This is a genomic window from Streptomyces sp. NPDC029956 (genome assembly GCF_055574655.1).
The window spans coordinates 1-12,423 of sequence record NZ_JBVHZJ010000006.1; the positions used below are offsets into that span (position 1 = coordinate 1).

Here is a 12,423-nt window from a genome sequence, read left to right on the forward strand (position 1 = left end):
CGGATGTGGAAGCCCAGTAATGGGTGGAGCTGACCGGTACTAATAGGCCGAGGGCTTGTCCTCAGTTGCTCGCGTCCACTGTGTTAGTTCTGAAGTAACGAACTGTGCTGATTCCGGTTGGTTAACTTCATAGAGTTTCGGTGGTCATAGCGTTAGGGAAACGCCCGGTTACATTCCGAACCCGGAAGCTAAGCCTTTCAGCGCCGATGGTACTGCAGGGGGGACCCTGTGGGAGAGTAGGACGCCGCCGAACAATTTTTAGCCTCAACCCCCGGACCTTGTCCGGGGGTTGAGGCATTTTTGCGTTCGGCTGCTTTCAGCCAAAGATTGATGCGCGCATGACATCTCGTGCTGGCCGTGACACGCTCCGTGGCGCACTCCGAACCCGGGCGGCTCCGGTGAGCGGCTCGGGTTCCCCCCACCCACAAGCTGTGGCAAGGAGAGCGACATGAAGTACACCCCCACCCTGACCGGCTTGGCCGCGCTCGTGATGGCGGTCGGCATCGGTGTTCCCACGTCGGCCCATGCGAGCGTCACCGTGGCCGGCGCGGAGGTCGACGGCGTGATCGTCGTCTCCGGGAACACCTGTAGTTGGACCGGAGCCGACGCCAGTGCCGTTCCGCCGAGCGCGCTCACCGTCGACCGGTCCACGATCAACAAGCCGGGAGGGAATCTGACCTGTGGCGGGGGGATCACCGCCTCGCTCAACAACAATCCGGCCTTCACCTTCGACGACGCCGCCGGCACGGCGACGACGGACGTCATCGACCTCACGGGGAAGCAGTCGTTCGTCTCCTGCCGCTACAAGGTGACGAACATCCTCTGGAACCGGGACGGAGCCACCAGGAAGTATGTGAACACCCCCTTCACGGCCACCAAGGTCTCGGGCTCGTTCCTGTGTCCGGGTTCCTTCAGCGCCGCGGCCGGGGAGGCCTCCGTCGTGTTCCGTTGATCCGGAGCGCCACGCGTGATCGATGGCCGGTGCGGCGTTCTTCGCCGCACCGGCCATCGGTGCTCGGGGCTCTACAGGCGGCCGGCTGCCTTCAGGGCGAGGTACGCGTCGGCCAGGGCAGGGGCGAGAGTGTCGGGGGAGGCGTCGACGACCGTGACGCCGTGGCGGCGGAGCTGGTCCGCGGTCCGGGAGCGCTGGGACCGGGTCTGGGTGGCCGCCGCGGCCTCGTAGACGCCCTCGATCGTGCCGCGGGTCGTCGCCATGCGAGCGATGTGAGGGTCGGAGACCGAGGCGAGCAGGACCGTGTGGCGCTGAGCGAGCTGCGGCAGCACCGGGAGGAGGCCCTCCTCGATCGGAGCGGCGTCGAGGCTCGTCAGAAGGACGATCAGCGAGCGGCGGGGAGCGCGTGAGAGGGCCGTCGCGGCCAGGCCGCGGGCGTCGGTCTCCACCAGCTCGGGTTCGAGCGGGGCGAGAGCGTTGACCACGGCGGGGAGGACGTCGCCGGCGGAGCGGCCCTGGACCTGGGCGCGGAGCCGCCGGTCGTAGGCCAGGAGGTCCACGCGGTCACCCGCGCGGGACGCGAGAGCGGTGAGCAGCAGAGCCGCGTCCATGGACGCGTCCAGACGGGGGACGTCGCCGACGCGGCCGGCCGAGGTGCGGCCGGTGTCGAGGACGATCAGGATGTGGCGGTCGCGCTCCGGGCGCCAGGTGCGGACGGCGACCGCGGTCTGGCGGGCGGTCGCCCGCCAGTCGATCGAGCGGGTGTCGTCGCCGGGGACGTACTCGCGGAGGCTGTCGAACTCCGTGCCCTCACCGCGCGTCAGGACGCTGGTGCGGCCGTCGAGTTCGCGGAGGCGGGCCAGGCGGGACGGCAGGTGCTTGCGGCTGGTGAACGGGGGCAGGACGCGGACGTTCCAGGGAACCTCGTGGTTGCCCTGACGGGCCGCCAGGCCCAGGGGGCCGTACGAGCGGACGGTGATCCGCTCGGCCCGGCGGTCACCGCGGCGGGTCGGACGCAGGCTCGTCGTGAGGCGGCGGCGTTCGCCGGCGGGGACTGTCAGACGGTGGCGTGAAGAGGCCTGTTCGGTGCCGGGGAGCCAGCTGCTGGGGGGCCATGCGTCGCGGAGCCGGGCGCGGAGGGGGCGGCGGGACCGGTTGGTGACGGTGAGCTCGACGCGTGCCGCGTCACCGAGTCGAACGGATGTATCACCACTTCGGGTGAATTGGAGCGTTCGTACTGGTGCCGCCATGGCGTAGTCGCACAGAATTGCGAGGGAGAGGGGCGCGTTCACCGCGAGCATCCCCGCCCAGCTGGGGGCGAGGACGCCGACGGGGATCGATCCGAGGGCGGCGAGCAGCGCTGTTCGTCCGGTGAGGGCCATGGGGCGCCGTTCTCAGCGGGGGACGGGGACGTGGGCGAGGATCGAGTTGATGACGGAGTCGGGGGTGACTCCTTCCATCTCGGCCTCGGGCCGCAGGTGGATGCGATGACGCAGGGTGGGGAGAGCGAGGGCCTTCACATCGTCCGGGGTGACATAGTCCCGGCCGGTGAGCCAGGCCCAGGCGCGGGCGGTGGAGAGCAGGGCGGTGGCGCCTCGGGGGGAGACCCCGAGCGTGAGTGAGGGGGATTCACGCGTGGCACGACAGATATCGACGACATAGCCGGCGATCTCGGCGGAGACCGAGACCTTGGCGACGGCATCCCGGGCGGCTTCGAGCTCGGCGGGGCCTGCGACGGGGCGGACACCGGCGGCCTTCAGGTCGCGGGGGTCGAAGCCCTCGGCGTGACGGGTGAGGACCTGGATCTCGTCCGCGCGAGAGGGCAGAGGAACCGTCAGCTTCAGCAGGAAGCGGTCCAGTTGGGCCTCGGGGAGGGGATAGGTGCCCTCGTACTCGACGGGGTTCTGGGTCGCGGCCACCAGGAAGGGTTCGGGCAGGGCGCGCGGGGTTCCGTCGACCGTGACCTGACGCTCCTCCATCGCCTCCAGAAGAGAGGCCTGGGTCTTCGGGGGCGTGCGGTTGATCTCGTCGGCGAGCAGGAGATTCGTGAAGACCGGGCCGGGCTGGAAGGAGAACTCGGAGTTCCGGGTGTCGTAGACCAGGGAGCCGGTCACGTCGCTCGGCATCAGGTCGGGGGTGAACTGGACGCGCTTGGTGTCGAGTTCGAGTGCGGCGGCGAGCGAGCGGACCAGCAGGGTCTTCGCGACGCCGGGCACGCCTTCGAGGAGAACGTGTCCGCGGCAGAGCAGGGCGACGACGAGACCGGTGACGGCGGGGTCCTGGCCGACCACGGCCTTTCCGATCTCGGTGCGCAGGGCCTCCAGGGAGGCGCGGGCGCTGTCCGAGTTCGCAACGGTCTCGGGGGTCGGGGCGCTCATGAGGTGCGTACCTCTCTTTCGAGGGCGTCGAGTTGGTCCGCCAGGCGGATGAGGGTGGCGTCGTCGGCGGGAGCCGGGCCGAAGAGGAGGTGCCGGGGGTCCGCGGTGGTCTCGGGGAGACGGGCGGAGAGTGCGGGGAGGAGGCGATCGGCGGAGTGGGCGTCCTGGACGGGGACCCCGAGCAGCGGGGCGATCCGGGTGCGGGTCGCGGTGCGCAGCACCGAGGCGGCGCGGTCGCGGGCGTTGGCCTTGCGGTACAGGCGGGCGCGGCCCTCGGTTGTCTCGGAGGCGCGGAGGGCGACGGGGAGGCGTTCGGTCACCAGGGGGCCGAGGCGTCGGGCGCGCCAGATGGCGGCGAGCAGGGCCGCGAGGGCGAGCTGGAGTGTGCCCCACAGCCAGCCGGAGGGGATGAGGGAGAGGAAGTTGCCCGTGGTGTCGTCGTCGGGTGCGTCGGCGGCGGAGGCATCGGTCAGGGAGGGGAGGTACCAGACGAGATGGGGCCGGGAGCCGAGGAGTTGCAGGGCGAGCGAGGCGTTGCCCTGCTGGTCGAGACGCTTGTTGTGGAGGATGTCGGGCGAGCCGAGGAGGACGGTGTCGGTGGCGCCCTGCCCGGGGAGGCGGAGCAGGGTCGGCAGGCCGTCGGAGGGGTAGCAGGAGTCCGCGGTGGTGCCGGGGGCGGTGCGGTAGCGCTCGCCGCCGAGGTCGACGCTGCCGGCGCGGGTGGCCTCCGCCAGGGTGCAGGAGGGGGCGCGGTTCGTCACGGGGGTGCTGGTCGAGGCGGTGACCCCTGGGGCGAGGGCGTCGAGGGAGGGCTGGCCCGCGCCCACGAGGACCGTGCGGCCGGAGGAGCTCGTCATGGTCCGGCGGAGCGTGGACTGCTGAGAGGGCGTCAGCAGGTCGGGTGTGGTGACCAGGAGGGTCGCGTCGGGGTCGGTCGCGGCGGTGGCCTCGTCGAGGGTGGTGGCGAGGGTGAGCTCGATGCCACGGGACGTGAGGAGTTGGGCGACTGCCCGGCTGCCGTTCGGGTCGGCGGAGCGGGGGTCGAGGGCGCCGTGGGCGTCGGAGGAACGCAGCGTCGCGAGGGCCAGGCCGCCGATGAGGATCAGGGCGAGGACGAGGGCCGCGCCGCGGGCCCGGGTCCAGAGCTGGCGGGCGGAAGGGGCGGTCGACGTGGTGGTGGCCGGGCGGCTCATGCGGGCGTTCCCGTGGAGGCGGTGTCGAGGAGGGGACGGGTGCGCTCCAGGGCGGTGTCCAGTTCCTCGATGCGGCGGTACGCGGGCTCGTCGGCGGTGCGGCCGCCGTATGTGACGTCGTCGAAGACACGGACGGCGAGGCGCAGGTCGTCCCCGTGGGTGGGGAGGGAGCGGCTCGCCTCGGCGGCGGCCTCGTCCGCGGTGCGGCCGGGGCGGGGGTCGAGCAGGGCGCGTTCCTCGAGGGAGCGGACGATGGCCCGGGTGCGTTCCTGGACGGCCTGGTTCCAGTGGCCAGCGGAGGCGTGGCGGGCGGCGGCCGCCCGGTGGTCGCCGGCGGTGCGGGGGCCGTCCGCGAAGAGGGAGTCGCCGGAGGCGCCCGGTGCGCGGCGGGGGGTGCCGAGGCGCCACCAGAGGGCGGCGACCGCGGCGATCACGAACAGGACGACCACGACGAGGCCGATCGCACCGCCGGGCGTGGCACCCGACGCAGCCTCGAAGAGGTCACCGACCCACTCCCAGAAGCGGTCGAGGCCGCGCTGGAGGAGGCTCGGGTCGTTCTCGTGGTACATCGGCTTTGACAGCTCCCGTTCCGCCGCCTCCTGGGCGGGGACGCGGGAGATGTCCACCGGGATGTCGTCGTCGGCGCGGAGCCGCGCCAGTGCCGTGGTCGTTCCCCCCGTGACCGTCACGGCATCAGCCTCCGACGGAGTGGGTGCCCGGGGTGGGGCCGTAGCCGGGGATGCCCGCGGCCCGTGCCAGTTCGAGGTCCAGGGCTTCGCGGCGGATGCGCTGGTCCACGTAGAGGAGGACCGTGACACCGGCCGAGATCGGATAGGTGATCGCGCTGGTGATCACACCACCGATGCCCGTGATGATCAGGAACGGCCAGCCGAAGGTGGTGGACGCGCCCGAGAGCATGCCGGAGAAGCCGTCTCCGTCGACCGCGATGCCGAGGATGGTGAACGGGATCGCGATGATCATGGAGAAGATGAAGATCAGCAACTGGGTGAGGATCGTGATGCCGAAGATCCGCCACCACACGCCCTGAACCAGCTTTGCCGAGCGCTTCAGAGACTGGGTCACGCCGCCGCGCTCCAACATCAGGGCTGGGGAGGCCAGGCTGAAGCGGATCATCAGCCAGACGGCCGCCACCACGGCGCCGAGTCCGCCGAGCAGGGTCAGGGCCGCACCAGCGGCACCGCCGATCAGAAGACCGGGGAGCAGGCCGACCATGACGATGGCGGCGCTCATCGCCGCGAGCAGCAGCGTGAGGCCGATGAGCTGGAGGAGGCGAGGTCGGGCCTCCTGCCAGGCGGCTCCGAGCGAGACCGGGCGGCCGAGGACGGCGCGGCTGATGACAACGGTCAGCAGGGCGGCACTGACCAGGGAGGCCATCAACGTCACGAGCAGGGCGGGGCCCAGGCCGATCAGGGACGACTGCGCCGCGTCGAGGGACTGCTCGAGCGCTTCGGCGGGGGTCGCGTCGGGGCTCGCCGCAGGAACGTCGGGGGCGAGGTACCGCTGGGCCAGGATGTTGGCGATCTGGGAGATCACCGCGACCGTGACCGTGATGGCGAGCACGGTGCGCCAGTAGGTGCGGAGGGTCTTCACCGCGCCGTCGAGGATCTCGCCCATGCCCAGCGGGCGCAGCGGGATCACTCCGGGCTTCGCGGCCGGCGGCCGGCCCCAGTGGACGTTCGGGGGAGGAGCTCCCCAGCCCTGGCCCTGGCCGGGGGCCGGGGGCGGGGTCTGGCCGGTCGGCGGGGACCACTGGCCGGCGGGCGGCTGGTCCTTGGACCACTGAGGGGCGGAGCCGTTCGCGTCGGCCGGAGCGGCGGGCCGGGGGATCCCGGAGCCGTTCTGGTCGTCGGAGGGGGCGGATCCGGGCGAGGTCCAGCCCGGAGTGTCGTTCACGGTCGTCCACCTCGGAGGAATGGTCGCGGTGCCGGATCGGCGAACCGGCTCGGTCACGGCGGCCGACACCTGACACGGCGGCGGGCCGGGTGCCATCGTGCCACGCGGGACCCGCCCGTGGGCCGGAGCGACCGTGACCTTCGTACCTTTGTCCGGACCTTCATTGTGCGAGCGGCAGACGGCACACTGTGCGGATACCCGATCATCTCGCGCGAACCGTGCGGTGGCGGGCCGAGCGGGGCACGGTCGACGGGATCGGGCTCCGGGCTGGGGGAGACGCTGTGGGGCAGGTCACGGCAGGTAACGATTGGCTAATGGGATGATGTCGATATGAAGGGACGCGTTCTTGTCGTCGACGACGACACCGCACTGGCCGAGATGCTCGGCATCGTGCTGCGGGGTGAAGGGTTCGAGCCGTCGTTCGTCGCGGACGGTGACAAGGCGCTTGCCGCATTCAGGGAGGCCAAGCCTGACCTGGTGCTGCTCGACCTGATGCTGCCCGGGAGGGACGGCATCGAGGTGTGCCGCCTGATCAGGGCCGAGTCGGGTGTGCCGATCGTCATGCTCACCGCGAAGAGCGACACGGTCGACGTGGTCGTGGGTCTGGAGTCAGGGGCCGACGACTACATCGTCAAGCCGTTCAAGCCGAAGGAGCTCGTGGCCCGTATCAGGGCGCGGCTGCGGAGGTCCGAGGAGCCGGCACCCGAACAGCTCACCATCGGTGATCTGGTCATCGACGTGGCAGGGCACTCCGTGAAGCGGGACGGGCAGTCCATCGCCCTGACCCCGCTGGAGTTCGACCTGCTCGTCGCGCTGGCGCGCAAGCCGTGGCAGGTGTTCACGCGTGAGGTGCTCCTCGAGCAGGTCTGGGGCTACCGGCACGCGGCCGACACCCGGCTGGTGAACGTGCATGTCCAGCGGCTGCGCTCGAAGGTCGAGAAGGACCCCGAGCGGCCGGAGATCGTGGTGACCGTACGTGGTGTCGGATACAAGGCGGGACCGAGCTGACATGAACACAGGCAGTACTGCTCCGAAGCCCGGGGACCCGGGAGACCGTACGGGGCGGGCTGCCGGACCGGGGCGGGGGGGCTCGCGTTCCGGCCGTCCGCCGCGGGGCGGACGGCTGTTCCGGGACGGGACTCCGGGAGGGCCGGTCCTCCGGCTCTTCGCACGCTGGGTGCGCCGGCCGTTGTTGCCCGCTGTGCGGCTGTGGCGGCGCAACATCCAGCTGCGGATCGTCGCGGGCACTCTGCTGATGTCGCTCGGCGTGGTGCTGCTGCTCGGCCTGGTCGTGATCGGCCAGGTCCGCAACGGACTGCTCGACGCCAAGGAGAGGGCCGCCCAGAGCCAGGCCGCCGGCGGGTTCTCCGCCGCCCAGGACCGGGCGGCGACGACGCCTTCGGCACCCGGTCAGCAGGACGGCGCGCGGGCCGGTGCCTCCGTGAACTGGCGCTCCACGCTGGTCGAGCAACTGGCCAGTGGTGGGCAGAGCGCCTTCAACGTGGTCGCGCTCTCCCTCGACACCGGTGATGCCGCGAGCCGCGGCGCCCGGGCCTCCGGGGAGGTCGACCCGACCACCAGCATTCCCGCGGAACTGCGGCAATCGGTGGCGCAGGGCACGGACACCTTCCAGAAGTTCACCCGCATCCACTACACCAGCGGGAAGCCGTCCGAGGCCGGTCTGGTGATCGGCCAGCGGCTGAACGACGCCGAGGGCACCCAGTACGAGCTGTACTACCTGTTCCCGCTGACCCAGGAGGAGGACTCCCTCACCCTGGTCAAGGGCACCCTCGCGACCGCCGGGCTCTTCGTCATGGTGCTGCTCGGCGCCATCGCCTGGCTCATGGTGCGCCAGGTCGTCACCCCCGTACGGATGGCCGCCGGGATCGCCGAGCGGCTCTCGGCCGGCCGCCTCCAGGAACGCATGAAGGTCACCGGCGAGGACGACATCGCCCGGCTGGGCGAGGCCTTCAACAAGATGGCCCAGAACCTCCAGCTCAAGATCCAGCAGCTGGAGGAGCTGTCGCGGATGCAGCGGCGGTTCGTCTCGGACGTCTCGCACGAGCTGCGGACCCCGCTCACCACGGTCCGGATGGCCGCGGACGTCATCCACGAGGCCCGGGTCGACTTCGACCCGATCACCGCCCGCTCCGCCGAACTCCTCGGCGACCAGCTCGACCGCTTCGAGTCGCTGCTCTCCGACCTTCTGGAGATCAGTCGCTTCGACGCGGGAGCGGCCGCCCTGGAGGCCGAGCCGATAGACCTGCGGCAGGTCGTGCGCCGGGTCATAGGCGGCGCCGAGCCCCTCGCCGAACGCAAGGGCACCCGGATCGTGGTCGTCGGCGACAAGCAGCCCGTGGTGGCCGAGGCGGACGCCCGCCGGATCGAGCGGGTGCTGCGCAACCTCGTCGTCAACGCCGTCGAGCACGGCGAGGGCCGCGACGTGGTGGTGAAGCTGGCCGCCGCCGGCGGTGCCGTCGCCGTCGCCGTGCGCGACTACGGCGTCGGACTCAAGCCGGGCGAGGCGACCCGGGTCTTCAACCGTTTCTGGCGCGCCGACCCCGCCCGCGCACGGACCACCGGCGGCACCGGCCTAGGCCTGTCGATCGCGGTCGAGGACGCCCGGCTGCACGGCGGCTGGCTCCAGGCCTGGGGCGAGCCCGGTGGAGGTTCGCAGTTCCGGCTCACCCTGCCGCGGACCGCGGACGAGCCGCTGCGGGGCTCCCCGATACCCCTGGAGCCCGAGGACTCCCGGCGCAACCGCGAGCAGGCGGCCGCCGGACGCGCCCAGGACAACGCCCGCCTCACGGCGGTGCCGGCGCAGCCCGCCGGAGACCGGCCGCAGCTCCCCGTACCGCCGAGGCTGCCCGCGCCGCCGCGGGCGACCGTCGACCCGACGGCCCTGCCCGGCAGCGGCGCCCGGGTCGTGGCGCGTGCGGCGGCGGAGAACGACGGTGGCGGGGCGGGGTCGGCCACGGCCGACACACACGGGAACGCGGAGCGGGAGGACGGGACACGTGGGCGCTGACTCCTCAGAGGGGCACGCGGGGCGGGGCTTCCGAAAGGGGCGCACGGTGCGGGCCTTCCCGGGCTTCCGGGCCGGGCACGCCGATCCGGATCCTCATCAGGGCCAGGGCCAGGGCCGGAGTGCGCGCGCGGTGGTGATCGCCGCGTGCGGCGGGCTCCTGGTCACCGGGTGCGCGACCATGCCCGACAGCGGCGAAGTCCAGCCGGTCAAGGGGGCCAACCAGGGCGACTCGCAGGTGCGGGTCTACGCCGTGGCGCCCCGGGAGAACGCCGACCCGGACGAGATCGTCGACGGCTTCCTCGAGGCCATGACCAGTGACGACCCCGGCTTCGCCACCGCACGCAAGTACCTGACGAACCAGGCCGCGCGGACCTGGAAGCCGGAGGAGAGCATCACCGTGCTCACCACCGCTCCCAACCGCGACCCGGCGGACCGCAACGCCGACCCCGACAACCAGGGCCGTTCCTACCCGCTCTCCGGCCGCAGGATCGCGACGGTGGACGCCCGGCACGCGTACCAGCCGTTCAGCCCCGCCCCGTACCTCCAGTCGATCCACGTGGTGCAGCAGCCCTCGGCCAGCGGCAAGGGCAAGGAGTGGCGCATCGACAGCCTGCCGCCGGGCCTGGTCCTCGGCGAGGCCGATTTCCTGCGCAACTACCGGTCGGTCAACAAGTACTACTTCGCCTCCGGGGAGGACTGGGTCGTCGCCGACCCGGTCTACATCCGGCAGCGCCAGGACCCCGTCACCCGGATGGACCCGGTGACGCAGACGGTCCGGGCGCTCCTCGAAGGCCCCACGAACTGGCTGAAGCCGGCCGTCGACTCCAGCTTCCCCTCCGGTACTGAGCTCCGGAAGGGCGTCACCACGCTCACGCCCGACGACCAGTCCACGCTCAAGGTGCCGCTGAACGCGAAGGCGGACCTGGTGGGCGGCGAGCCGTGCCGGCGGATGGCGGCGCAGCTGCTGTTCACGCTGCGCGACCTGACCTCCGTGAACGCCGAGCAGGTGGAGCTCCAGGGGTCGAAGGGCCAGGCGCTGTGCCGTCTCGGCAAGGGACAGGCGACCGACGAGTTCGCCCCCGTGCGGAACACGGACCCGGACGAGAACCCGTACTTCGTCGACGAGCAGCACAAGCTGGTGATGCTGCGCGGCGCGGGCAAGGACGCCAACCCGCCCACTCCGGTGCCCGGCCCGCTCGGCAAGGGCACTCTGCGGCTGGGTTCGGTCGCCGTCGACCGGGGCGAGACCCGGGCCGCAGGCGTCGGGGAGAACGGCCGCGAGCTGTTCGTCTCCTCCATCACCACCGAGGAGGAGGCGGCCCCGGCGATCCTGCGGAGCAAGGCCGTCAAGCCCACCGACCGGCTGTCCGCGCCCAGCTGGGACGGCCGGGGCAACCTGTGGATCGCCGATCGCGACCCCGCCGCCCCTCAGCTGTGGATGGTGCCCGGCGGCACCGGCGACCCCGTCAAGGTGCAGACGCAGTGGCCGGCGGACGAGGCGAGGATCGAGTCGCTGCGGCTCTCCGCCGACGGGGTCCGGATCGCGCTCGTGATCACCAGGGACGGGGACACGACCCTGCAGATCGGCCGGGTCGAGCGGCAGATGTCGGGCGACGAGCCGGTCGTCTCCGTGACCGGTCTCCAGCCCGCCGCGCCCCGGATGGAGTCGGTCACCGCCGTCTCCTGGGCCGGGCCGAGCCGGCTCGTCGTGGTCGGCAAGGAGGCGGGCGGCGTCCAGCAGATCCGCTACCTCCAGACCGACGGCTCGACCTCGGCGACCTCGGTGCTCCCCGGCCTGAACGGGGTGACCTCGGTGGCCGCGCCGTACAAGGGCTCCGTGCCGCTGGTCGCCGACTCGGGCAACGACGGCATCGTGCGGCTCGCGCCGGGCACGAACTGGCAGCCCGTGGTCAAGACCGGGACCTCGCCCGTCTATCCGGGGTAGCGGTCTCCGGGGTGCGTTGCCAGGGGTGGCGCACCCCCGGGGTGCGGGCCCGGGGTGCGGTGCCCCGGGGTGGTGGACTCCGTCGCCCGTGTCCGGGGTACCTGACGTACTCCGGGGGCACCCACGGGGGTTTTCCACAGGGGTGGCCGAGGCGCCGGGGAAGGCGCACAGTGGAGCCATGCGGGGGTGGTGGCGCGAGATCGCCGGGCTGGTGCTGCCGGTCGCCTGCGGAGGCTGCGGCAGGCAGCGCACCGAGCTGTGCCCGTCGTGCGAGGCCGCGTTGACCGGGGCGGGGGAGGGGCCGCGCAGGGTGCGGCCGTCGCCCGAGCCGGCCGGGCTGCCCGTCGTGCATGCCGTCGCGCCCTACGCCGACGCCGTACGCGAACTGCTCATCGCCCACAAGGAACGTGGGGCGCTCTCCCTCGCCGGCCCCCTGGGCGGCGCGCTCGCCGTCGCCGTGGAGGCCGCTGCCGGGGGCACCGAGGGCCTCGCGGCCCGCCCCCTGCTCCTTGTGCCGGTGCCCTCCTCGCGGCGCTCCGTACGGGCGCGTGGCCACGATCCGACGCGCCGGATCGCGCTGGCCGCGGCGGCCCGACTGCGGGGCGCGGGGCGGCAGGCGCGGGTCGTGCCGGTGCTGCGGCAGCGGCGGTACGTGGCGGACCAGGCGGGTCTCGGGGCGCGCGGACGGCTCGCGAACCTCTCCGGCGCGCTGGAGGTCGTGCCCGGCGGCGGGCGGTTGCTCTGGTCGGGAAAGGTGGTGCTCGTCGACGATCTGATGACCACCGGTGCCTCGTTGACGGAGGCGGCGCGCGCCCTCGGAGGCGTACACCTCCCGTTCATTCCTGGAATACCGAACTGCTTACCGCGCGGTTCGGCGCAGCGCGGATTCGAACAGCGGGCGGCGGCTGTGATCGCATCCTCTCCCGCTTCGTTCGAAATAAACCGGAACTCGCAAGGAACTTGGAACGTTGCAGGTGGTGAGAGGTGAAGGCACCCGAACGGAGGTATGTCGC

At 72.2% G+C, this 12,423-nt stretch carries 10 protein-coding genes and 1 rRNA gene; 6 read left to right on the top strand and 5 right to left on the bottom strand.

Annotated elements, in window-relative coordinates:
- Nucleotides 1-136: 136 nt before the first annotated feature.
- Nucleotides 137-253: ribosomal RNA gene (rrf, locus tag ACZ4XX_RS06205) — 5S ribosomal RNA — on the top strand.
- 195 nt (nt 254-448) lie between these two features.
- Entirely contained in the window at nt 449-952 is a 504-nt protein-coding gene (locus ACZ4XX_RS06210) for a hypothetical protein (RefSeq protein ID WP_468506784.1), read from the top strand.
- Nucleotides 953-1,023: 71 nt separating this feature from the next.
- Here ACZ4XX_RS06210 and ACZ4XX_RS06215 read toward each other — a convergent pair whose 3' ends face one another.
- The 5 genes from ACZ4XX_RS06215 to ACZ4XX_RS06235 are packed head-to-tail and all read right to left on the bottom strand — an operon-like array spanning nt 1,024 to nt 6,437.
- The gene (locus tag ACZ4XX_RS06215; RefSeq protein WP_468506785.1) at nt 1,024-2,334 is read right to left on the bottom strand and encodes a DUF58 domain-containing protein; all 1,311 of its coding nucleotides are present in this window, start codon (nt 2,332-2,334) and stop codon (nt 1,024-1,026) included.
- A gap of 12 nt (nt 2,335-2,346) precedes the next feature.
- Complete coding sequence (locus ACZ4XX_RS06220) at nt 2,347-3,330, bottom strand: AAA family ATPase (protein WP_468506786.1); 984 nt, start codon at nt 3,328-3,330, stop codon at nt 2,347-2,349.
- Complete coding sequence (locus tag ACZ4XX_RS06225) at nt 3,327-4,523, bottom strand: DUF4350 domain-containing protein (RefSeq protein ID WP_468506787.1); 1,197 nt, start codon at nt 4,521-4,523, stop codon at nt 3,327-3,329. The genes ACZ4XX_RS06220 and ACZ4XX_RS06225 overlap by 4 nt, the downstream gene beginning before the upstream one ends.
- Entirely contained in the window at nt 4,520-5,212 is a 693-nt protein-coding gene (locus ACZ4XX_RS06230) for a DUF4129 domain-containing protein (RefSeq protein WP_468506788.1), read from the bottom strand. Before ACZ4XX_RS06230 ends, ACZ4XX_RS06225 begins: the two co-directional genes overlap by 4 nt.
- Before the next feature lie 4 nt (nt 5,213-5,216).
- Nucleotides 5,217-6,437, bottom strand: coding sequence for a proline-rich domain-containing protein (locus tag ACZ4XX_RS06235; RefSeq protein ID WP_468506789.1), 1,221 nt, complete (start codon nt 6,435-6,437; stop codon nt 5,217-5,219).
- A gap of 330 nt (nt 6,438-6,767) precedes the next feature.
- Between ACZ4XX_RS06235 and mtrA the strand changes: the two genes are divergently transcribed.
- The 4 genes from mtrA to ACZ4XX_RS06255 all read left to right on the top strand — a co-directional run bounded on the left by mtrA (nt 6,768) and on the right by ACZ4XX_RS06255 (nt 12,398).
- Nucleotides 6,768-7,445, top strand: a complete 678-nt coding sequence (gene mtrA / locus ACZ4XX_RS06240) for a two-component system response regulator MtrA (protein WP_010356958.1) — start codon at nt 6,768-6,770, stop codon at nt 7,443-7,445.
- 1 nt (nt 7,446) lies between these two features.
- On the top strand, nt 7,447-9,465 hold the full coding sequence (mtrB, locus tag ACZ4XX_RS06245) for an MtrAB system histidine kinase MtrB (RefSeq protein WP_468506790.1): 2,019 nt from the start codon (nt 7,447-7,449) through the stop codon (nt 9,463-9,465).
- 178 nt (nt 9,466-9,643) lie between these two features.
- A complete protein-coding gene (locus ACZ4XX_RS06250) occupies nt 9,644-11,410 on the top strand; it encodes an LpqB family beta-propeller domain-containing protein (protein WP_468506941.1) in 1,767 nt (588 codons plus the stop codon).
- Nucleotides 11,411-11,588: 178 nt separating this feature from the next.
- Nucleotides 11,589-12,398, top strand: coding sequence for a ComF family protein (locus tag ACZ4XX_RS06255; protein ID WP_468506791.1), 810 nt, complete (start codon nt 11,589-11,591; stop codon nt 12,396-12,398).
- The last annotated feature ends 25 nt before the right edge of the window (nt 12,399-12,423 follow it).

What these genes read in the sequence shown, in the direction of transcription:
- ACZ4XX_RS06210 (WP_468506784.1), top strand. Translation starts at nt 449, where the DNA reads ATGAAGTACACCCCCACCCTGACCGGCTTGGCCGCGCTCGTGATGGCG.
- ACZ4XX_RS06215 (WP_468506785.1), bottom strand. Translation starts at nt 2,334, where the DNA reads ATGGCCCTCACCGGACGAACAGCGCTGCTCGCCGCCCTCGGATCGATC.
- ACZ4XX_RS06220 (WP_468506786.1), bottom strand. Translation starts at nt 3,330, where the DNA reads ATGAGCGCCCCGACCCCCGAGACCGTTGCGAACTCGGACAGCGCCCGC.
- ACZ4XX_RS06225 (WP_468506787.1), bottom strand. Translation starts at nt 4,523, where the DNA reads ATGAGCCGCCCGGCCACCACCACGTCGACCGCCCCTTCCGCCCGCCAG.
- mtrA (WP_010356958.1), top strand. Translation starts at nt 6,768, where the DNA reads ATGAAGGGACGCGTTCTTGTCGTCGACGACGACACCGCACTGGCCGAG.
- mtrB (WP_468506790.1), top strand. Translation starts at nt 7,447, where the DNA reads ATGAACACAGGCAGTACTGCTCCGAAGCCCGGGGACCCGGGAGACCGT.
- ACZ4XX_RS06250 (WP_468506941.1), top strand. Translation starts at nt 9,644, where the DNA reads ATGCCCGACAGCGGCGAAGTCCAGCCGGTCAAGGGGGCCAACCAGGGC.
- ACZ4XX_RS06255 (WP_468506791.1), top strand. Translation starts at nt 11,589, where the DNA reads ATGCGGGGGTGGTGGCGCGAGATCGCCGGGCTGGTGCTGCCGGTCGCC.